The organism is Rugamonas sp. DEMB1, from assembly GCF_029834475.1.
Lineage (GTDB): Bacteria > Pseudomonadota > Gammaproteobacteria > Burkholderiales > Burkholderiaceae_D > Rugamonas > Rugamonas rubra.
The window spans coordinates 1,074,952-1,093,982 of record NZ_CP122407.1 but is presented as its reverse complement, the minus strand read 5'-3'; the positions used below and the strand labels follow the sequence as shown (position 1 = coordinate 1,093,982).

Annotated in this window: 21 protein-coding genes and 1 pseudogene; 8 read left to right on the top strand and 14 right to left on the bottom strand. The window is 63.2% G+C overall.

The features are described from left to right. Window positions 1–98 precede the first annotated feature (98 nt). Window positions 99–482 (bottom strand): diacylglycerol kinase, encoded by a 384-nt coding sequence (locus QC826_RS04990; RefSeq protein WP_093384702.1) that lies wholly within the window; start codon window positions 480–482, stop codon window positions 99–101. A 148-nt stretch (window positions 483–630) separates the two neighbouring features. On the opposite strand from QC826_RS04990, the gene QC826_RS04985 reads away from it, so the two are divergent. Then, on the top strand, window positions 631–1,410 hold the full coding sequence (locus QC826_RS04985; RefSeq protein ID WP_093384704.1) for an IclR family transcriptional regulator: 780 nt from the start codon (window positions 631–633) through the stop codon (window positions 1,408–1,410). On the opposite strand, the gene pbpG is transcribed toward QC826_RS04985, so the two are convergent. The 3 genes from pbpG to QC826_RS04970 all read right to left on the bottom strand — a co-directional run bounded on the left by pbpG (window position 1,392) and on the right by QC826_RS04970 (window position 4,257). Next, on the bottom strand, window positions 1,392–2,456 hold the full coding sequence (pbpG, locus tag QC826_RS04980) for a D-alanyl-D-alanine endopeptidase (protein WP_279764664.1): 1,065 nt from the start codon (window positions 2,454–2,456) through the stop codon (window positions 1,392–1,394). The genes QC826_RS04985 and pbpG overlap by 19 nt on opposite strands. A 172-nt stretch (window positions 2,457–2,628) precedes the next feature. Continuing rightward, the gene (locus tag QC826_RS04975; protein ID WP_279764663.1) at window positions 2,629–3,324 is read right to left on the bottom strand and encodes a nitroreductase; all 696 of its coding nucleotides are present in this window, start codon (window positions 3,322–3,324) and stop codon (window positions 2,629–2,631) included. 6 nt (window positions 3,325–3,330) lie between these two features. Then, window positions 3,331–4,257: a DMT family transporter gene (locus QC826_RS04970; RefSeq protein ID WP_279764662.1), complete on the bottom strand. Its 927-nt coding sequence runs from the start codon at window positions 4,255–4,257 to the stop codon at window positions 3,331–3,333. Window positions 4,258–4,629: 372 nt separating this feature from the next. Here QC826_RS04970 and QC826_RS04965 point away from each other — a divergent pair, with 372 nt between their 5' ends. Beyond that, on the top strand, window positions 4,630–5,190 hold the full coding sequence (locus QC826_RS04965; RefSeq protein WP_099414789.1) for a phasin family protein: 561 nt from the start codon (window positions 4,630–4,632) through the stop codon (window positions 5,188–5,190). Between the two features lie 233 nt (window positions 5,191–5,423). Here the strand turns inward: QC826_RS04965 and QC826_RS04960 are convergent, their stop codons facing one another. The 6 genes from QC826_RS04960 to QC826_RS04935 form a co-directional block, all read right to left on the bottom strand. Next, complete coding sequence (locus QC826_RS04960; protein WP_279764661.1) at window positions 5,424–6,146, bottom strand: ABC transporter ATP-binding protein; 723 nt, start codon at window positions 6,144–6,146, stop codon at window positions 5,424–5,426. Further along, a complete protein-coding gene (locus QC826_RS04955) occupies window positions 6,146–6,916 on the bottom strand; it encodes an ABC transporter ATP-binding protein (protein ID WP_093385157.1) in 771 nt (256 codons plus the stop codon). The genes QC826_RS04960 and QC826_RS04955 overlap by 1 nt, the downstream gene beginning before the upstream one ends. 20 nt (window positions 6,917–6,936) lie before the next feature. Continuing rightward, window positions 6,937–8,154 carry an ABC transporter permease subunit gene (locus tag QC826_RS04950; RefSeq protein WP_279764660.1) on the bottom strand — a complete coding sequence of 406 codons (1,218 nt, stop codon included), beginning with the start codon at window positions 8,152–8,154 and terminating at the stop codon, window positions 6,937–6,939. 31 nt (window positions 8,155–8,185) lie between these two features. Further along, window positions 8,186–9,115 carry a branched-chain amino acid ABC transporter permease gene (locus QC826_RS04945; RefSeq protein WP_093384721.1) on the bottom strand — a complete coding sequence of 310 codons (930 nt, stop codon included), beginning with the start codon at window positions 9,113–9,115 and terminating at the stop codon, window positions 8,186–8,188. Window positions 9,116–9,482: 367 nt separating this feature from the next. Continuing rightward, window positions 9,483–10,430: a 4-hydroxy-3-methylbut-2-enyl diphosphate reductase gene (gene ispH, locus QC826_RS04940; protein ID WP_093384724.1), complete on the bottom strand. Its 948-nt coding sequence runs from the start codon at window positions 10,428–10,430 to the stop codon at window positions 9,483–9,485. 10 nt (window positions 10,431–10,440) lie between these two features. Next, window positions 10,441–10,896 (bottom strand): peptidylprolyl isomerase, encoded by a 456-nt coding sequence (locus QC826_RS04935; protein ID WP_279764659.1) that lies wholly within the window; start codon window positions 10,894–10,896, stop codon window positions 10,441–10,443. A 104-nt stretch (window positions 10,897–11,000) separates the two neighbouring features. Here QC826_RS04935 and radC point away from each other — a divergent pair, with 104 nt between their 5' ends. The 6 genes and pseudogenes from radC to QC826_RS04905 all read left to right on the top strand — a co-directional run bounded on the left by radC (window position 11,001) and on the right by QC826_RS04905 (window position 14,459). Then, window positions 11,001–11,675 (top strand): RadC family protein, encoded by a 675-nt coding sequence (gene radC / locus QC826_RS04930; protein WP_099414795.1) that lies wholly within the window; start codon window positions 11,001–11,003, stop codon window positions 11,673–11,675. A 225-nt stretch (window positions 11,676–11,900) separates the two neighbouring features. Beyond that, a pseudogene (gene rpmB, locus QC826_RS04925) lies at window positions 11,901–12,138 on the top strand (50S ribosomal protein L28). A 13-nt stretch (window positions 12,139–12,151) separates the two neighbouring features. Further along, complete coding sequence (gene rpmG, locus QC826_RS04920) at window positions 12,152–12,319, top strand: 50S ribosomal protein L33 (protein ID WP_093384732.1); 168 nt, start codon at window positions 12,152–12,154, stop codon at window positions 12,317–12,319. Between the two features lie 159 nt (window positions 12,320–12,478). Continuing rightward, window positions 12,479–13,594: a saccharopine dehydrogenase family protein gene (locus QC826_RS04915; protein ID WP_279764658.1), complete on the top strand. Its 1,116-nt coding sequence runs from the start codon at window positions 12,479–12,481 to the stop codon at window positions 13,592–13,594. After that, a complete protein-coding gene (locus QC826_RS04910; RefSeq protein WP_279764657.1) occupies window positions 13,591–14,061 on the top strand; it encodes a DUF2269 domain-containing protein in 471 nt (156 codons plus the stop codon). Before QC826_RS04915 ends, QC826_RS04910 begins: the two co-directional genes overlap by 4 nt. 56 nt (window positions 14,062–14,117) lie before the next feature. Continuing rightward, window positions 14,118–14,459 carry a DoxX-like family protein gene (locus QC826_RS04905; RefSeq protein WP_279764656.1) on the top strand — a complete coding sequence of 114 codons (342 nt, stop codon included), beginning with the start codon at window positions 14,118–14,120 and terminating at the stop codon, window positions 14,457–14,459. Window positions 14,460–14,603: 144 nt separating this feature from the next. On the opposite strand, the gene QC826_RS04900 is transcribed toward QC826_RS04905, so the two are convergent. From QC826_RS04900 to QC826_RS04885, 4 genes are all read right to left on the bottom strand, one after another. After that, window positions 14,604–15,509: a hypothetical protein gene (locus QC826_RS04900; RefSeq protein WP_279764655.1), complete on the bottom strand. Its 906-nt coding sequence runs from the start codon at window positions 15,507–15,509 to the stop codon at window positions 14,604–14,606. Between the two features lie 90 nt (window positions 15,510–15,599). Then, a complete protein-coding gene (locus QC826_RS04895) occupies window positions 15,600–16,097 on the bottom strand; it encodes a GNAT family N-acetyltransferase (RefSeq protein WP_279764654.1) in 498 nt (165 codons plus the stop codon). Window positions 16,098–16,238: 141 nt separating this feature from the next. Next, a complete protein-coding gene (locus tag QC826_RS04890; RefSeq protein ID WP_099414796.1) occupies window positions 16,239–17,441 on the bottom strand; it encodes a fatty acid desaturase in 1,203 nt (400 codons plus the stop codon). Window positions 17,442–17,574: 133 nt separating this feature from the next. After that, entirely contained in the window at window positions 17,575–18,888 is a 1,314-nt protein-coding gene (locus tag QC826_RS04885) for a mechanosensitive ion channel family protein (RefSeq protein ID WP_279764653.1), read from the bottom strand. Window positions 18,889–19,031 lie beyond the last annotated feature (143 nt).

Sequence of the window (19,031 nt, the reverse complement as noted above, 5' to 3'; positions counted from 1 at the left end):
AGCGCCTTGATATGAAAGAGAACTAAGCATTTAGCAGTTTTATATACCAAAAACTTATATAGAACCGCCGTCCGCCGCCGCTGTCTACTGTTCTGACGCTAGTAGAAGCGGTTGAACAACACCACGGCCCAGGCGGCGGCGGCCAGCAGGCAGGCCAGGAACACGGCGGCGCTGCCGAAGTCCTTGGCGTTCTTCGACAGCGGATGGCGCTCCAGCGAGACGCGGTCGACCACCGCCTCGATGGCGGAATTGATCAGTTCGACGATCACGATCAGCACCAGCACGCCGATCAACATCAGTTTTTCAAACGCCGAGATGCGCAGCAACAAGGCGACGGCGCTGCCGGCCAGCAAGAGGATCATTTCCTGGCGGAAGGCGTGTTCGTGGCGCCAGGCGGCCTGCAGGCCGGCGATCGAGTACATCATGGCGGAAAGAATGCGCTTGAAGCCGCTCTTGCTCTTGAATTCACTGACTGGTTCCATGTCCGGCTGCTTATAGTATTTCAAGGCATCATTATGCCCTTCAGTGACACTTTGTTCACACTTTTAGAGCTTGTCCTCCCTACAATTCCATATTTTTTCACATTATGGTATAAAGAAGCACCGCATACTGCACCGCACCAACCACATCATGAAAATCGAACCCGTCCCCGCGCAGAAAACCACGATCCAAGTGATCGAGCGCATGGTCGCGCTGCTCGACGCGCTGGCCAAGTATCCCGACCCGGTGAGCCTGAAGGAATTGTCCAAGGTGTCCGGCCTGCATCCCTCGACCGCCCACCGCATCCTCAACGACATGGTGCTGACGCGCTTCGTCGACCGCATCGAGCCGGGCACCTACCGCCTCGGCATGCGCCTGCTGGAGTTGGGCAACGTGGTGAAGAGCCGCCTGTCGGTGCGCGAGGCGGCGCTGGACTTCATGCGCTCGCTGCACAAGAAGACCCAGCAGACCATCAACCTGTCGGTGCGCCAAGGCGACGAGATCGTCTACATCGACCGCGCCTTCTCCGAGCGCTCGGGCATGCAGGTGGTGCGCGCCATCGGCGGGCGCGGCCCGCTGCACCTGACCTCGACCGGCAAGCTGTTCCTCTCGGTCGACGAGCCGAAGGCGATCCGCGCCTACGCCACCCGCACCGGGCTGGCCGGCCACAACAAGAATTCGATCACCGACCTGGCCAAGCTGGAGCGCGAGCTCAGCCTGGTGCGGGCGCGCGGCTACGCGCGCGACAACGAGGAGTTGGAACTGGGGGTGCGTTGCATGGCCGCCGGCATCCGCGACGACTCGGGCAAGCTGATCGCCGGGCTGTCGATTTCCGCCCCGGCCGACCGTCTACAGGACGAGTGGCTGGACGATCTGGTGGCGACCGCCAACCAGATCTCGGCCACCCTGGGTTACATCCCGTTGGAGTAAGGCGTGCTGCCCGTCAAGGAGGCGGGCCGCAGGGCTTCCAGCCACTTGCGCATGCGGCCGGCGTCGGCGGTGCGCGACTGCTTGCCCTTGGAGTCGAGGAAGACCATGATCACCGAACGGCCCTCGATGATGGTTTGCATCATCAGGCAACGGCCGGCCTCGTTGATGAAGCCGGTCTTCTGCAGGCCGATGTCCCAGCCGGGATTGGCCACCAGGTGGTTGGTGTTGCCGAATTGCAGCAGGCGGCCGTTGGCCTCGACCTGCGCCTTCGGATCGGTGGAGAACTGGCGCAGCAGCGGCTGCTGGTAGGCCGCCTGGGCCAGCCGGGCCAGATCGCGCGCGCTGGCCACGTTCATCTTCGACAAGCCGCTCGAATCGACATAGTGGGTGTCGCGCATGCCCAGCCCGCGCGCCTTGGCGTTCATCGCCTCGACGAAGGCCGACAGGCCGCCCGGATAGTTGCGGCCCAGCGCGGAGGCGGCGCGGTTCTCCGAACTCATCAGCGCGATATGCAGCATGGCGGCGCGCGTCAGTTGCGAGCCGACCTTCAGCCGCGAGCTGCTGAACTTGGCGCGGTCGACGTCCTCCTCGCTCACCGTCAGCATCTCGTTCATGTCCTGTTGCGCCTCGACGACAACCAGGCCGGTCATCATCTTGGTGATCGAGGCGATCGGCAGGGCGACGTTGGAATTCTTTTCAAACAACACTTCGGAATTGACCTGGTCGAGCACCAGGGCGACGCTGGACTTCAGGTCGAGCGGGTCGCGCGTCAGGTTCAGGCCGGCCAGGTCGCCCATGGTCGGCACGGCGGGCGCCGCCGTCAGCATGCGCTGGTAGACCACCTTGCGCTTGCCGCGCACGCTGACCACGCGCTTGACCACGCGATCGCCGGTGTCGGCGACGCTGACGCGCAGCGCCTTGCTTTTCTTGACGTGGTGCTTTTTGACCAACACGGTTTTTCCGGCCGCCTGCCGCCCCTGCGCGGCGGTGGCGGGCACGGACACGAACAACAGCGAAATGAGCGCAGCGAACGCTAACTTAATCATAGATTTCCCCAGGAAAAAAACCGGCCAGCATGTGTTGCAGTGTAGCAAAACGCTGGGCAAGCGCAAGACTTATTGACTCCGCCGGCACTATTGATTGCGATATCGCAATAGGCCTGAAGCAACATTGAGCTTCCCCCCATGTTGCGGCGCAACCCGCGCCGCGCCGGGTCCATCAATCGACGAAGTTGACGAAGCTCGCCACCGGCTCGCGCTCGGTGAGCAGCGAATTTTCCACCTTGCCATGGTCGGCATAGCCGAGGGACATGCCACACACCAGCGCCTCGTTGGCCGGCAGGCCGAGCACCTCGGCGATGATCTTGTGGTACTGCGTGAAGGCCGCCTGCGGGCAGGTGTCGAGCCCCCTGCCGCGCGCCGCCACCATGATGTTTTGCAGGAACATGCCGTAGTCCAGCCAGGAGCCCTGCTCCATCACCCGGTCGATGGTGAAGATCAGGCCGACCGGTGCGCCGAAGAAATCGTAGTTGCGGCCGTGCTGGGCGGCCATGCCGGCCTTGTTGTCGCGCGTCAGGCCGAGCAGCGCGTACAAGTCCCAGCCGACCTTGCGGCGCCGCTCGATGAAGGGCGACACCCACTGCCGTGGATAGTAGGCGTACTCCTCGGTGAAGCCGGCGGCCTGGGCCGGATCGTTGTGCACGGCGAGTATGCGCTCGGACAACTCGCGGCGCTTGGCGCCGCTCAGCACGTAAACCTTCCACGGCTGGGTGTTGGTGCCCGACGGCGCCCGCGCCGCCACCTCGAGCAGCTGCTCGAGCTCGGCGCGCGGCACCGGCGTGGGCAGGTAGGCGCGGATCGAGCGGCGCGAGGTGATGGCGGCGTCAACTGCCTGTTGGTCTGGCGTGGAATTCATGCGTCCTCACTTGCTTTTCTTGACTACAAAGATCACGCCGAGCACCGCCAGCGCCATGCCGGCCACGCCCAGCGCGTTGAAGGCCTCGCCGAACACCAGCCAGGCCATGACGGCGGTGGTGGGCGGCGTCAGGTAGAGCAGGCTGGTCACCTGGGTCGCGTCGCTGCGGCGGATCAGGGCGAACAGCAGGAAGATCGCGCCTATCGACAGGGCCAGAACCGACCACAACAGGGCAAACACGAAGCGACCCGTCCATTGTACCGTGGCGAAGTCCCAGCTCAAGCCTTCCAGCGCCACCGCCAGCGGTAACACGACAAGGAGCGAGGCGCTGAACTGGATGACGGTGCCGGTGCGCAAGTCGAACTGCGGACAGTATCGTTTTTGATACAGCGTGCCGGCGGTGATCGACAGCAGCGCCAACAGGCACAGCAGGATGCTGTCGAGCGACAGGCCGACCAGGCGGATCTTGGCGGCCACCACCAGGCCGACGCCGACGATGCCGAACAGCAGTCCCAGCCACTGGCGCGGCCGCACCGACTCGCCGATCAGCGGCGCGGCGAAGGCGGTCAGGATGGGTTGCATGCCGACGATCAGCGCCGACAGGCCGGCCGGCATGCCGGCCTTGATGGCGCACCAGACGCCGATCAGGTAGCCGGCCTGCACCAGCAGGCCGGCCAGCGCGATTTGGCGGATTTGGCCGCGCGGCCAGGGCGCCTTCAGCAACAGCACGGCCGGCAGCAGCAACAGCAGCACGCCGGCGAAGCGCAGCAAGAGGAAGGTCAGCGGCGGCGCGTAGGGCAGGCCGAACTTGGCGACGATGAAGCCGGTGCTCCACAGCAGCACGAAAAAGAAGGGCAGCGGCGACAGGAAGGAGGCGGCCGGCGCGGCTGCGGGCAGCGGGGAGATTGCCGGGGCGGCTGGAGTGTTGGACATTTGCATCAGTACCAAAAGTAGTATCGAGCCGCCTGGCGCGGGCTTGCTGCACCGCGTCGGGCCAGTCCTGCCGAGTCTAACACGGCAGGCGTTTTTGAGCTGGCGCAAGGGCCGCAGGGCAAGTGCCGGCGCGGCGCGGCGGGCCGGGCGGGAAGGTTTCCAATGCCTATGAGAAATTGTTCCAAAGGGCCACTTTGGCTTCTTTGGTGCAACGCACAAAAATCGCTTGACTTAATTTTTGAAGGCCGTAAAATCGGGTTTGTTGCGTTGCACAATTGTTGTTCGGTTTGAGACATGGATTCATCTGCTTCGTACCACCGGTAACTAACAGCAGTATTTATCAACAACTATTTTAATTTCCTGGAGAGTTATATGTTTTCTATCCCTGAGCAATTTTCCAATGCGACCAAGGCTAACTTCGAAGCCCAATTCGCCATCTTCTCCGCACTGACCACCAAGGCCTTCGAAGGCGTTGAAAAACTGGTCGATCTGAACCTGACCGCCGCCAAAGCATCGCTGGAAGAGTCGTCGATCGCCACCAAGCAACTGCTGTCGGCAAAAGACCCGCAAGAATTCTTCTCGCTGTCGGCCGCGCAAGCCCAGCCAAACGCCGAGAAAGCCATCGCTTACGGCCGCCACCTGGCCACCATCGCTTCCGGCACCCAGGCTGAATTCAGCAAAGCCGCCGAAACCCAGATCGCCGAAACCAACCGTAAAGTCATCTCGCTGGTGGAAGAAGTCAGCAAGAACGCCCCAGCCGGCACCGAAAACGCTGTTGCCCTGCTGAAATCGGCAATCGGCAACGCCAACGCCGGTTACGAGCAGTTCAGCAAAACCGCCAAGCAAGCCGTTGAGTCGATCGAAAGCAACGTTGCCAGCGCCGTGAACCAGTTCTCGCAAGCCGCCGCCAAGGCCGCTCCGGCGAAGAAGTAATGTAGGAAACGCTGGCGCCCCCGGGCGCCAGCACCCGCTGTTTTAGACCTCCTCGGCATCCGTGGTGTTCTCCTCAGACGGGTGTCCTTCCAAGCCCCGGCCATGCGCCGGGGCTTTTTTTTACCCCCACCCCGGGACGCGGAAGCCGGGGTCTGACCCCATGCGGGGTCAGACCCCTTTGCTTGCGGGGTCAGGCCAGCGTCCCGCAAACAACGTGAAACCTATTCCCTGCCCTACTCGCCGAGGTAGGCGGCTTTGACGCGCGGATCGTCCAGCATGTCGCTGGCGTTGCCGGTCATGGTGATCAGGCCCGAGTCCATCACATAGCCTCGGTCCGCCGCCTGCAGCGCCAGCTTGGCGTTCTGCTCGACCAGCAGGATGGTGATGCCCTCCTTCGACACATTGCGGATCACCTCGAAGATTTTCTCCACCATGATCGGCGACAAGCCCATCGACGGCTCGTCGAGCAGCAACAGCTTGGGATGGCACATCAGCGCGCGCGCCATCGCCAGCATCTGCTGCTCGCCGCCGGACAGGGTGCCGGCCATCTGCGCGGCCCGTTCCTTCAGGCGCGGGAAGACGTCGAACCACTTGGCGATGTCGGCCTCGATGCCGGCCTTGTCGTCGCGGGTGTAGGCGCCCATCATCAGGTTTTCCTGGATCGACATGCGGGTGAACACGCCGCGCCCTTCCGGCACCATGGCCAACCGCTTCTCGACCAGGTGGAAGGACTTGCTGCCCTTCAACGATTCGCCCATGTAGGACACCGTGCCCTCCACCGTGCACGGCGGCAGGGTGCCGGTGATCGCCTTCAGGGTGGTGGTCTTGCCGGCGCCGTTGGCGCCGATCAGGGCGATCAACTCGCCCTGGTTCACTTCCAGGTCGATCCCCTTGACGGCCTTGATGCCGCCGTACGCGACTTTCAGTCCCGATACTTTTAGAACATTGTCGCTCATTAGTGCGATCCTCCCAGATAGGCTTCAATCACCGCCTTGTTGCTCTGAATTTCGGCCGGCAGGCCCTCGGCGATCGGCTTGCCGTACTCGAGCACGGTGAGGCGGTCGCACAGGCCCATCATCAGTTTGACGTCGTGCTCGATCAGCAGCACGGTCTTGCCCTCGTTCTTGATCTTCACCAGCAGCTCGCGCAGCGCCAGCTTCTCGGTGGCGTTCATGCCGGCGGCCGGCTCGTCCAGGGCCAGCAGCTGCGGGTCGGTGGCCAGGGCGCGGGCGATCTCCAGCCGGCGCTGGTCGCCGTAGGACAGGAAGCGCGAGGTGCGGTTGGCGAACTGGCCGATGCCGACGAAGTCGAGCAGCTCCTGCGAGCGGCGGCGGATGGACGCCTCCTCCTCGCGCGCCGCCTTGTGGCGGAACACCGCGCCGAACACGCCTTGGTGCGAGCGCACGTGGCGCCCCACCATGACGTTCTCCAACGCCGTCATCTCGCCGAACAGGCGGATGTTCTGGAAGGTGCGGGCGATGCCGGCCTTGGCCACCGCGTGCGGCGCCGACGGCGAGTACGGCTTGCCGGCCAGCTCGAAGGTGCCGGTGTCCGGCTGGTAGAGGCCGGTGATGACGTTGAAGAAGGTGGTCTTGCCGGCGCCGTTGGGACCGATCAGGCCGTAGATCTGGCCCTTCATGATCTTGATGCCGACGTCGGTCAGCGCCTGCAGGCCGCCGAAGCGCTTGTTGACGCCGGCGATGTTCAGAATGACTTGTTCGCTCATGGTGCTCATGGTGCTACTCCTCAGGCCGCCATCACGCCGGATGCCGGCTCGGGTTTGTCGGTGTCGTTGTCGGGACGGTCCTCGTGCTTGGGCGCGGGCCACAGGCCGGCCGGACGGTTCAGCATGATCAGCACCATCGCCAGGCCGTACAGCAGCTGGCGCAGCACCTCGGCCTCGATGATGACGTGGCCGAACAGTTTCTGCTGCAGGGGCTCGACGACGTGGCGCAGCACCTCGGGCAGCGCGGCCAGCAGGGCGCCGCCCATGATCACGCCGGGGATGTGGCCGATGCCGCCCAGCACCACCATCGCCAGCACGGCGATCGACTCGGTCAGCGAGAACGATTCCGGCGAGACGAAGCCCTGGAAGGACGCGAACATCGCGCCGGCCACGCCGCCGAAGGAGGCGCCCATGGTGAAGGCGAGCAGTTTGACGTTGCGGGTGTTGATGCCCATCGCCTTGGCGGCGATCTCGTCCTCGCGGATCGCCACCCAGGCGCGGCCCAGGCGCGAGTGCTGCAGGCGCGAGGTGATGAACACCACGGCGATGCACAGGAACAGGAAGAGGAAATAGTAGGCGTTGACCGAGGGCATGGAGAAGCCGCCCACCACCACGTTGGCGCGCGAGCCGGCCTCGCCGGCCAGGTTGACGCCGAACACGCGGATCGGGTCGATCAGGTTGATGCCCTGCGGACCGTTGGTGAAATTGATCGGCTCGTTCAGGTTGTTCATGAAGATGCGGATGATCTCGCCGAAGCCCAGGGTGACGATGGCCAGGTAGTCGCCGCGCAGCTTCAGGGTCGGCGCGCCGAGCAGGGCGCCGAACAGGCCGGCCAGCGCGCCGGCCAGCGGCACGATCAGCCAGACCGACAGGTGGATGCCGTTGGCGCGGATATCCTCGCCCAGCACGGCGACCAGGAAGTCGCCCAGCGCCGGATACTGGTTGACCACCGATTCGATCAGGGTGGCGAACTGCGGCGAGGCCAGCAGGCCGGTCATGTAGGCGCCCACCGCGTAGAAGGCGATGTAGCCCAGGTCGAGCAGGCCGGCGAAGCCGACCACGATGTTCAGGCCCAGCGCCAGCATGATGTAGAGCAGCGCCATGTCGATGATGCGCACCCAGGAGTTGCCGAACTGCGCGGCGACGAAGGGGAAGACCATCAAGCCGATCAGCAGCACGGCCATGCTGCCGTAGGCCTTGCGCGGGTTGCGGGAGACGTCGAAATTGAAGAGTGCCATGATTGTTCCTTTATCCGTATCCGGGCGCGGCTTAGGCGCGGTCCGCCACGCGCTCGCCCATGATGCCGGACGGACGCACCGTCAGCACCAGGATCAGCACAACGAAGGCGAAGATGTCCTGATAGTGGCTGCCGAGGAAGCCGCCGGTGAACTCGCCGATGTAGCCGGCGCCCAGGCTCTCGATGATGCCGAGCAAAATGCCGCCTATCATCGCGCCGTAGATGTTGCCGATGCCGCCCAGCACCGCCGCCGAGAAGGCCTTCAGGCCGGGCACGAAGCCCATGGCGAACTGGATCGAGGCGTAGTTGGCGCCCCACATCACGCCGGCCACGGCGGCCAGCGCGGCGCCGATGGCGAAGGTGGCGACGATGACCTTGTTGGAGTCGACCCCCATCAGGCCGGCGACGCGCGGGTTCTCCGCCACGGCGCGCATGGCGCGGCCCATCTTGGTTTTTTCCACCAGCATCACCAGGCCGAACATCGAAGCGGCCGCCAGCACCAGCAGCAGCACCTGGGTCTGCGAGATCAGCGCGCCGCCGATGGTGATCGGCTCCGACGACAGCAGGGTCGGGAAGGGCAAGGGGTTGCGGCCCCAGATCATCATGGCGAAGGTCTGCAGCAGGATGGAGACGCCGATCGCCGTGATCAGCGGCGCCAGCCGTGGCGCGTTGCGCAGGCGGCGGTAGGCGACGCGCTCGATCAAGACGTTGACCAGCATGCAGACGGGAATGGCGCCGCCGATGGCGATGGCCAGCTTGACGAAGCCGGGCAAATCGGGCGCGTGCTCGTTGAGCAGGCGCAGGATGGTCAGGCCGGCCATCGCGCCTATCATCAACACGTCGCCGTGGGCGAAGTTAATCAGGTTCAACACGCCGTACACCATCGTATAACCGAGGGCGACCAGCGCGTACATGCTGCCGAGCACCAGACCGTTGATAATTTGTTGGATTAGGGTATCCATGGAGTTTGTGCCTCTTCTATTGTGTTGTACTGCAACGGCCAGGCAGCCCGGCCGGCTCCGGCGGCGCCCCTAACAAAAACGGCACCCGGGGAGTTCCCGTAGTGCCGCCGTTGATTGGACGCCTGTGGTCCGGCCCGATCTGCCCGCCGCCGACTCTGCATCGATCTACTGCGCATTCAATTAAGCAAACCCCATGCCATGCCACCATTCGCGCCCCGGGTCTCATGCCCGGGTACAAGAAAGCAGATTCGACAACTTTTTTCGGGCGAGGCAATAATACCGAGTATCCGAAAAAACTAATAGGGGAAAAAATAATGGTGCGCCGAATTTAATTCAGATGTTGCAAAATCGTAGAAGCGGCCCCTCCCTAGTTTGGTGCAGGCTTGACACCGTCCAATCCCTTAGGTAAAGGGAAGGTTACCGCCTCCTGCACGCCGTCGAGGGTGCGCACGCTTTTCACGCCGCATTCTTTTATGCGGTCGATGACGGCCTGCACCAGCACCTCGGGTGCCGAGGCGCCGGCGGTGAGACCGACGCGCACCTTGCCCTCCAGCCAGGCCGGGTCGATCTGCGCGGCGTTGTCGACCATATAGGCCGGCGTGCCCATCTTCTCGGCCACCTCGCGCAGGCGGTTGGAGTTGGAGCTGTTCGGGCTGCCGACGACGATCACCAGCTCCACCTGCGGCGCCATGAATTTGACGGCCTCCTGGCGGTTGGTGGTGGCGTAGCAGATGTCGCCCTTCTTCGGCTCGATGATGGCCGGATATTTCAGTTTCAGCGCCTCGATGATGTCGGCGGTGTCGTCAACCGACAACGTTGTCTGGGAAACATAGGCCAGCATGTCCGGCTTGCTCACGTTCAGCGTGGCGACATCGGCCACCGTTTCCACCAGATACATGCCCTCCTCGGTCTGGCCCATCGTGCCCTCGACCTCGGGATGGCCGTCGTGGCCGATCATGACGATCTCGCAGCCCTGGCGGCGCATCTTGGCCACCTCCATGTGGACCTTGGTGACCAGCGGACAGGTGGCGTCGAAAATGCTCAGGCCGCGCGACTCCGCCTCGGCCCGAACCGCCTTCGACACGCCGTGGGCGGAGAACACCAGGGTGTTGCCGGCCGGGACGTCGTCGAGCTCCTCGATGAAGATCGCGCCCTTGTTGCGCAGGTCGTCCACCACATAGGCGTTGTGGACGATCTCGTGGCGCACATAGATGGGCGCGCCGAATTGTTGCAGCGCGCGTTCGACGATCTCGATCGCCCGGTCGACGCCGGCGCAAAAGCCGCGCGGCTGGGCCAGCAGGATTTCCTTGTCCATCGTCGCCCCCCTACAGCACGGAGATCAGGTTCACCTCGAAGCGCAGCGCCTTGCCGGCCAGGGGGTGGTTGAAGTCGAACAACACGGCTTCCTCGCCCAGTTCGAGCAGCACGCCGGCGAAGCGGCCGCCGCCCGGCGCGGCGAAGTCGACCAGGTCGCCGATCTTGTAGTCGGCGTCCGGCGTCGAGTTCTCGTCCAGCGTGGCGCGCGTGACGTGGCGCACCATGTCCGGATTGCGTTCGCCGAAGCCCTGGCCGGCGGCCAGCTCGAAGGTGCGCTGGGTGCCCTCGGGCATGCCGATCAGCAGTTCCTCCAGCACCGGCGCCAGCTGGCCCTGGCCCAGCATCAGCGTGGCCGGATTTCCGCCGAAGGTTGTGATGATATCAACACCGTCCGGCGTGGCCAGACGATAATGCAGAGTGAGGTAAGCCGATGGGGTGACGACGGGTATGTTTGCGTTGGACATGACGTGGGATTCGGTGAGCGAGCAAAGCGTTATTGTAAGCCACCTTGCCGCCGCCGCCCCTGTTGTCGAACAATTCGCCGCCCGCGCGGCCCGAGGAGAGAACGATGGCGATCCGCGACTGGCCCGAGCAACAGCGCCCGCGCGAGCGGCTGATCCGCCACGGCGCCGCCGCGCTGTCGGACGCCGAGCTGCTCGCCGTGTTCCTGCGCGTGGGCGTGCGCGGCAAGGACGCGGTGGCGCTGGGGCGCGACATGGTCGGCCACTTCGGCTCGCTGCAAGCCCTGTTCGGCGCCGGCCTGGACGAGTTCTGCGCCCTGCCCGGCCTGGGCGCCGCCAAGTTCGCCCAGCTGCAGGCGGTGATGGAGCTGGCCCGCCGCGCCATCGAGGAGCAGCTCAGCAGCGGCCGCACGCTCAGTTCGCCGCAGGCGGTCAAGGAGTATCTGCGCCTGGTATTTAGCGGCAAGGGCTGCGAATCCTTCCATGTCTTGTTCCTCGACGTCAAAAACCGCCTGATCGCCGCGCGTGAATTGTTTCGCGGCACCCTCACCCACACCAGCGTCTACCCGCGCGAGGTGGTCAAGGAGGCGCTGGCCTGCAACGCCGCCAGCGTCATGCTGGCGCACAACCACCCGTCCGGCACGCCCGAGCCCAGCGAGTCCGATTTGCTGCTGACGCGGGCGCTGGTGCAGGCCCTGGCCCTGGTCGACGTGCGCATCCTCGACCATTTTGTCGTCGCCGGCCACCAGGTGCACTCCTTCGCCGAGCACGGCCAACTGTGACGAGCCGGCGTCCGCTCCCGGGGGCGCCCATTGTTTACAAGCTGCTAAGCCCTTGTTTACCCATGGAAAACATGCATAAAGCGGGCCTAGCTAGGGTGAATGTACAATTGTTAAATTTTTCCACGCGCGCGCGACACAGTTGTTTTTCACAAGTCATTGAAAAAGCTGGAGTTTTTAGATATACTCTCGTTTTTCCAATTGTGGAATGTCTTTAAGGAGTGCACCATGGCACGTGTTTGCCAAGTCACTGGGAAGAAGCCGATGGTCGGCAACAATGTTTCCCATGCAAACAACAAAACCAAACGTCGTTTCCTGCCGTAACTTGCAGAATCGTCGTATTTTTGTTGAATCTGAAAACCGCTGGGTCTCCCTGCGCTTGTCCAACGCCGGTCTGCGCGTCATCGACAAAGTCGGCATCGACGCCGTCCTGGTCGATATGCGCGCTCGTGGCGAAAAAGTATAATTAGGGAGCTATCATGGCAAAAACAGGCCGCGACAAAATCAAGTTGGAGTCGACCGCAGGTACGGGTCACTTCTACACGACGACCAAGAACAAGCGTACTACGCCAGCTAAGATGGAGATCATGAAGTTCGATCCTAAAGCTCGCAAGCACGTAACGTACAAAGAAACCAAGATCAAGTAATCGATCTTCGTGTTCTACAAAAAAAGCCGCTCATCGAGCGGCTTTTTTATTTTCAGCGGCGCGGCATGTCAGCCTCCCCCATTCTCGCGGCTTGCCTTGGCAATGTTTGTATGAGAGCATCGGTATTGCTTCACATTACCGCACAGAAGTGCCCACCCAATGCCCACATCGCCGACACACACCATACTTGTCCTGGGCGGCTACGGCTTCTTTGGCACACGGATTTGCCAGTCACTCGCCACCAACCAATCCATCCGTTTGCTCATTGGCGGACGCGACGAAGACCGTGCCAAGCGACTGGCACTGGAATTGGGACTGGCGCCGGATCAGGCGCTGGCGATTGATGCCAACGCAGCCGACCTGGCGCAAACACTTGCCGCGCTGCGGGTGGATACGATCATTCACACCGCCGGCCCGTTTCAAGGCCAGGACTACCACGTTGCGCGCGCGGCGATTGGCGCCGGCGCGAACTATATCGACCTTGCCGACGGACGCGACTTCGTCGCCGGCATCGGCCAACTCGATGCACTGGCACGCCAGCGCGGCGTCTTCGTCACCAGCGGCGCCAGCTCGCTGCCGGCATTGTCGTCGGCGGTGGTAGATCGCTACGCGCCAAGATTTCACCAGTTGACGTCGATTCGCCATGGCATCGCCTCCGGCGCCCGCGCGCCCGGTCTCGCCACCATGCGTGGCATCTTCGGCTATTGCGGCAAGCCATTTTCTCGCTTGGTCGCAGGCCACCACGAGACAACCCACGGCTGGCTTGATCTGCAGCGCCACCAGTTTGCCGCGCCGGTCGGCAAGCGCTTCCTGGGTAGTTGCGACGTGCCCGACCTCGCCCTCTTTCCGGCGCGCTATCCTGGCGTGCAAACCGTCACCTTCCATGCCGGCTTCGCCAGCGCAAGCGGACATTTGTTTGTCTGGGCAGCCGCCCAACTGGTCCGCCTCCGCATCTTGCGCAGCCTCGCCGCGTTGGTCGCCCCGCTACACCGAATCAGCCAACACTTGGAACCCTTCGTCAGCGACAAGGGCGCGATGTTCGTCGCCATGGAAGGCGTGGGCGTCGACGGCCAAGCACTCAGTCTGGAATGGCAATTGGTGGCGGCGCAAAACCACGGCCCCCATATCCCCTGCGGCGCGGCGATCGCGCTGGCGCAAAAACTGGCGGGCGGCGAAGAACTACCGCACGGCGCCATGCCCTGCATGGGCATATTGACGGTGGCGGACTACCTCGCCGCGTTGCAAGGATTTGACGTGAGGGAGATCGCGGCGTGAACTTTTACCTCATGCTCAAATGGCTGCACATCCTCAGCGCCACCATCCTGTTTGGAACCGGCATCGGCATCGCCTTTTTCAAATGGATCAGCGATCGCAGCGGCGACGTCCGCGCCATCCGCCTGTCATCCGAACGCACGGTGCTCGCCGATTGGATCTTCACCACGCCAGCAGTCGTCGCGCAACCACTTTCGGGACTCGCCATGGCCCTGCTCGCCAGCCACCCGATCACGACAGGATGGTTGGCTTGGTCGATTCTCCTGTATGCCGTCGCTGGCGCCTGCTGGCTGCCAGTGGTTTGGCTCCAACTGCGCATGCGGGCGATCGCGCGTGCGGCCGACGAGGCCAACACGGTATTGCCGGCTCTATATTGGCGATACGCGCGGTACTGGTTCTGGCTCGGCGTGCCCGCCTTCCTCGCCTTGCTCGTCGTCTACTGGCTGATGGTGGCCAAGCCCGCGCTATGACTCCGCGCGGTCGAACACCACAAGACCAGGCCAACTGGGACAAACTGTACTGGACCATGCGGCTCGGCATGGGATGCATCTGGCTCTGGACAGCGTATGTTTCCTGGTATGTTTATCCGCAGGCCGAGTCGCTCGACCTGCTGCGCAGGTCAGGCTTCACGCAATACACCGAGCAGGTACTGGCGGCCTCCTGCCTGCTCGACCTTGCAATGGGAACGGCATCCTGCCTCTACGCCCGGCCGCTGCTGTGGTACGCGCAATTTGTGCTCGTCGCCGGCTATTCCCTGGTGATCGCGCTCTTCCTACCGGAGTATCTATTCCATCCCTTCGGGCCGATCACAAAAAACATCTCCGTGCTCGCCTGCCTGGCATTCCTGGCGCTAGCTGAGCGTCGCTAAACAAACCGCCGCTCCCCTGCGGCGTATGTCCGCTATTTCCATTTACACCCGTCATGGACAGCGGCCAGCCACCCCATCTTTTGAACTTGGATGTGCCTTGCAGTAGCCCCCAGCAGTGGCCAATGCCGTTGACGATGCCGGCGGCTAGCGCTTGTCGCCAGCGTGTTTTCGTTGCTCCCGGAAGTTGTCGGCAATATGCTGAGCTGCGGCCAACTCGGCCGCACGCTCGGCCGGGCTGAACTCCTTCGCCATGGCGACCATAAACTCGCCGTCTTTCGCAAACCATTTGGCAGACATAGATTCGGCTCCGTATTGTTCGCCATCGACCAGTCCTTGTGCCATAAAGTAGCGGCAGGCCAACAGCATATTCTTCTCGAACAGATCCGATCCGTTATGGTTTTCCGCTGCGAGGTACGTGAGAACACTAATGTCTGTTCCCGCCTCGACCGCCGAGACCAACTGAGCCCTCGCCACCGCCTTCCACTCCTGTACCAGCGGGTCGTCGGGGCGCGTCTTGAGTGCGCTGGGGTCACCAAACGGCCCTTCTTGAGCAAATGCCGCGACCGCCCCCATCACCCCGGCCTTGACGGCAATCGCAAGGGACTCTAGCTTGGACAATCGCAAGCGCCCCGTCATGCCGCTGCACAGCTTGGTATCGTGCTGTTTTTCTTGCTCGTTCATACCGCGATAGCCAGGCAGGTATTCGGGTCTCTTCGTTTTCAGCAGCTCGACGTCGAAGGTCGGTCGGTCGCCGTCCCGGATAAACTGCTCACAGCGCGCCAACAAAAGATAGGCGTGATACGCCTTCTCGGGATCGCCCGTTGCCATCAGAGCTTGGACTTGTTCGGCCAAGGGCACTTCATCAACCGGCATGGGGAATATCGACGGTTTCGTTTCGGCCTGCGCCGCTGCGTTAGTTTGCGTCGCCGCTGTCGGCGACGACGCTGCCATAGCCTGAGCCTTATCGCTCCCGGAATCTTGCCAAGCCAGCAGTGCCGCCGCAATTGCGACAACTAACAACGCAGCGGGGAACCATTTTGCAAAACGCATTCAAAACTCCCCTTTACTATTCATCAGCTATTGCGAGGCGCGCGTTGCCACATCCCGTCAATGGCTGCCGCCGACCAGGCGCGGTCCGGCTTAGGCGGCGGCCAGCCACTCCATCTTTTGCACTTGGATGTGCGGGTGGCTATCGAGCGCCTCCCATTCCGGCAGGAACGTGAAGCCCTGCTTGCGGTAGAAGGCGGCGGCTCTTGCGTTGTCCGGCGACACGCCCAAGACCACGCGCGCATGGCCCTGCGCCAGCGCGTGCGCCTTGACGGCGTCGACGAGGCCGGCGGCGGCGGCCGAGCCACGATGCTCGGGCCGGACCCACATGGCGATCAGGTTCAATTCCGCCGCCTGGCTCAGCACGCCACCGGCGATGCCGACCGCCACGCCGTCCATCAAGGCGAGAAAGAAGGCCACGCGCTGGCCGCCGGCGGCGCGCTCGCGCCATTGCGCCTCGCTGTTCGCCGACGCCGAGGCGTGGCTGACGCCGAACGCCGTCGGCGCATCGAGCAAGGCGGCGAGGCGGATCTCTTTGAGTGTTTTCCAGTCGTCTATCGTGGTGTGGCGGATGGTCATCATTGATTGCATGTGGCTGGATTGAAATATTGCCATGAGTCTAACATAAACACCCTCGCCCTCCCCTAAGCAACAAATGCGCGGACAAAAAAACGGCGCCGAATCCGGCGCCGTTCTTATTGTCCCGCCAAGCCGGCCCAGGCCGGCCGACTATCAGGCGTAGCTGCGCAGACGCAGCGAGAAGTCCTGCAGCGACTTGATGCCCGAGCCCTCGGCGCGGTTGCACCAGTCCTGCAGCTTGTGCAGCAGCTGGTCGCGGGTGAAGTGGGAACGCTCCCAGATCACGCCCAGTTCGACGCGCATATTGTGCATGGTCTCCAGCGCCTTGCTGTGCTGGAACAGCTCGCTCAGCTGCTGCTGTTGCGTCGCGGCCAGCTTGCCCGGCTCGCTCTGCAGCAGTTTGCGCGACGACTTGAGGAAGCGCGCCTCCAGCTGGGCCTTGTCCTTCAGGTGCTCGAGCTCTTCCTTCCAGGCGTGCTTGACCGACTTGGCGTACTTGGCCATGACGTCGTAGCGGTTGGCGATCACCGATTGCAGGGTGTCGAAGTCGGCCTCCAGCTTGCCGTGGGCGAACTTAGGCTCCGGCAGGCGCTTCTTGACCTTGGCCAGGCCCAGCGTCTCCAGCACGCGGATGTAGAACCAGCCGATGTCGATCTCGTACCATTTCGACGACAGCTTGGCCGAGGTGGCGAAGGTGTGGTGGTTGTTGTGCAACTCCTCGCCGCCGATCAGGATGCCGAAGGGAATGATGTTGGTGGCGGCGTCGGAGCAGTCGTAGTTGCGGTAGCCCCAGTAGTGGCCGATGCCGTTGATGATGCCGGCGGCGGTGACGGGAATCCACATCATCTGCACGGCCCAGACCGACACGCCGATCACGCCGAACAGCACGAAGTTGACCACCAGCAGCAGCGAGAAACCCGCCCAGCTGTACTTGGTGTAGAGGTTGCGCTCGATCCAGTCGGTCGGCGTGCCGTGGCCGTACTTCTCCATGGTCTCCAGGTTCTTCGATTCAGCGCGGTACAGCTCGGCGCCTTCCCAGAACACCTTCTTGATGCCACGGGTGACCGGGCTGTGCGGATCTTCCTCGGTGTCGCATTTGGCGTGGTGCTTGCGGTGGATGGCGGCCCATTCCTTGGTCACCTGGCCGGTGGTCAGCCACAGCCAGAAACGGAAGAAGTGGCTGGGGATGGCGTGCAGTTCCAACGCGCGGTGCGCCTGGTGGCGGTGCAGGTAGATGGTGACGCTGGCGATGGTGATGTGGGTGACGATCACGGTATAGAAAAACACTTGCCAAGCGGTCAGTCCGGTGACGCCGTTCGCCAAGAACTCCAATACTGCGTTTAAACTAAAAGTCATTACTGCTCCAAAGTGGGTGTCCCAATGCGGTCGCTCCGCTCGTGGGGAGGTCCGATATTCTTGCTTTTGGACGTCATTGTACGCTGAAACCTCCTTGATTTGCGGAACCTTTCCCGCAGACAATGACTATTTTTTAGGCAGCTCGTCCCGCGTCGGCCGGCGGGAAAGTGCCGACGATGCGCATCTCCCGCTGCGGGAAGGGCACCGAAATCCGATTCTCTTTAAAGGCGCGCCAGATGGCCCGGTTGACATCCGAGATCACGCCGCCACGGCCGTTCTCCGGGTCGCCGATCCAGAAGCCGACGCGCAGGTCGAGGCCGTCGGCGCCGAAGCTGAGCAGCTGGGCCGCCGGCGGCTGCGTGCTGGAAACGCGCTCGACCGAGGCGGCGGCCTTTTCCAGCAGGTCCAGCACGAAGTCGAGGTCGCTGTCGTAGGCCACCGAGACGTTGGTGGAAATCCACAACATCTTGTTCGACAGCGAGGAGTTCTGCACCGCGCCCGACACCAGCATCTCGTTCGGCACGATCGATTCGACGCCGTCCAGGCCCTGCAGCACGGTGTAGCGGGTGTTGATCTGGGTCACCTTGCCGCTGTACTTGTCGACGGTGATCATGTCGCCGATGGTCAGGCTGCGGTCGAGCAGGATGACGAAGCCGGAGATGTAGTTGCTGGCGATCTTTTGCAAACCCAGGCCGAGGCCGACGCCGAGCGCGCCGCCGAACACCGACAGCACCGTCAGGTCGATGCCCACCAGCGACAGGCTGGCCAGCACCGCCACCACGATCAGGATGGCGCGGCCCATGCGCGCCATCACCACGCGCAGATTGGAATTCATGCCCTGCACCTTCATCAGGCGCTCGTCCAGCGCGGTGCCGGCCCACAGCGCCAGCATCAGCAGCACCACCACCGACACGGCGGCCTGCAGAATGGAGGCGATGGAGACCTTGTGCTTGCCGATCGGCAGAACGGTGTCGTCGAGGAAGGCGAACACGTCGACCCACAGGCCGGTGATGTAGAGCACGACGGCCAGCCAGACCATCAGCTGGAACACCTTCTCGAAGGTCAGCATGGTGGCGCCGACCTGGCCCTGGCGGGCGAAGACGCGGCGCAGCAGGTAGAAGGTGAAGCGGATCACCACCAGCGAGCCGAAGATGGGAATGGCCACCTTCATCAGGTTGACGTGGTGCCACTTGGCCAGCACGGCTTTCGCCAGCGCCAGCAGCACCACGATGACCAGCGGCACGATGACGCGGCTGAAGCTCTCGACGCCGAACTGCAGCGCGCCCTGGTGCGCCTCGCCGCTGCGCACGCGCCGGCTCAGGCGGCGGCCCAGGCCCCAGCCCAGCAGCACGGAAAAGGCGATGGCGCCGAGTTGCCACAGCAAGCCGGGATCGTTGAGGTCGCCGAGCAGGTCGGTCAGCAGGTTGGTGATGGGCAGTGAATTCATTGTGATAACGATAGTGCGAGGAAAGGGTGACAGGGTAGCGTAAACCGCCGTGGCGGTGGGCAAGCCTTACAGACGGACACAGAATGTCGGAGCGCCGGCAAAACCGAAGGCACAAACCAGGGTCAGACCCTAGGGTCTGACCC

Coding starts and splice junctions, on each gene's coding strand:
- QC826_RS04965 (WP_099414789.1), top strand. CDS start 4,630: ATGTTTTCTATCCCTGAGCAATTTTCCAATGCGACCAAGGCTAACTTC.
- QC826_RS04975 (WP_279764663.1), bottom strand. CDS start 3,324: ATGAATTCCACGCCAGACCAACAGGCAGTTGACGCCGCCATCACCTCG.
- pbpG (WP_279764664.1), bottom strand. CDS start 2,456: ATGATTAAGTTAGCGTTCGCTGCGCTCATTTCGCTGTTGTTCGTGTCC.
- QC826_RS04935 (WP_279764659.1), bottom strand. CDS start 10,896: ATGTCCAACGCAAACATACCCGTCGTCACCCCATCGGCTTACCTCACT.
- QC826_RS04890 (WP_099414796.1), bottom strand. CDS start 17,441: ATGACTTTTAGTTTAAACGCAGTATTGGAGTTCTTGGCGAACGGCGTC.
- QC826_RS04905 (WP_279764656.1), top strand. CDS start 14,118: ATGCGGCTCGGCATGGGATGCATCTGGCTCTGGACAGCGTATGTTTCC.
- QC826_RS04945 (WP_093384721.1), bottom strand. CDS start 9,115: ATGGATACCCTAATCCAACAAATTATCAACGGTCTGGTGCTCGGCAGC.
- ispH (WP_093384724.1), bottom strand. CDS start 10,430: ATGGACAAGGAAATCCTGCTGGCCCAGCCGCGCGGCTTTTGCGCCGGC.
- rpmG (WP_093384732.1), top strand. CDS start 12,152: ATGGCAAAAACAGGCCGCGACAAAATCAAGTTGGAGTCGACCGCAGGT.
- QC826_RS04985 (WP_093384704.1), top strand. CDS start 631: ATGAAAATCGAACCCGTCCCCGCGCAGAAAACCACGATCCAAGTGATC.
- QC826_RS04990 (WP_093384702.1), bottom strand. CDS start 482: ATGGAACCAGTCAGTGAATTCAAGAGCAAGAGCGGCTTCAAGCGCATT.
- QC826_RS04960 (WP_279764661.1), bottom strand. CDS start 6,146: ATGAGCGACAATGTTCTAAAAGTATCGGGACTGAAAGTCGCGTACGGC.
- QC826_RS04950 (WP_279764660.1), bottom strand. CDS start 8,154: ATGGCACTCTTCAATTTCGACGTCTCCCGCAACCCGCGCAAGGCCTAC.
- QC826_RS04900 (WP_279764655.1), bottom strand. CDS start 15,509: ATGCGTTTTGCAAAATGGTTCCCCGCTGCGTTGTTAGTTGTCGCAATT.
- QC826_RS04915 (WP_279764658.1), top strand. CDS start 12,479: ATGCCCACATCGCCGACACACACCATACTTGTCCTGGGCGGCTACGGC.
- QC826_RS04885 (WP_279764653.1), bottom strand. CDS start 18,888: ATGAATTCACTGCCCATCACCAACCTGCTGACCGACCTGCTCGGCGAC.
- radC (WP_099414795.1), top strand. CDS start 11,001: ATGGCGATCCGCGACTGGCCCGAGCAACAGCGCCCGCGCGAGCGGCTG.
- QC826_RS04970 (WP_279764662.1), bottom strand. CDS start 4,257: ATGTCCAACACTCCAGCCGCCCCGGCAATCTCCCCGCTGCCCGCAGCC.
- QC826_RS04895 (WP_279764654.1), bottom strand. CDS start 16,097: ATGCAATCAATGATGACCATCCGCCACACCACGATAGACGACTGGAAA.
- QC826_RS04955 (WP_093385157.1), bottom strand. CDS start 6,916: ATGAGCGAACAAGTCATTCTGAACATCGCCGGCGTCAACAAGCGCTTC.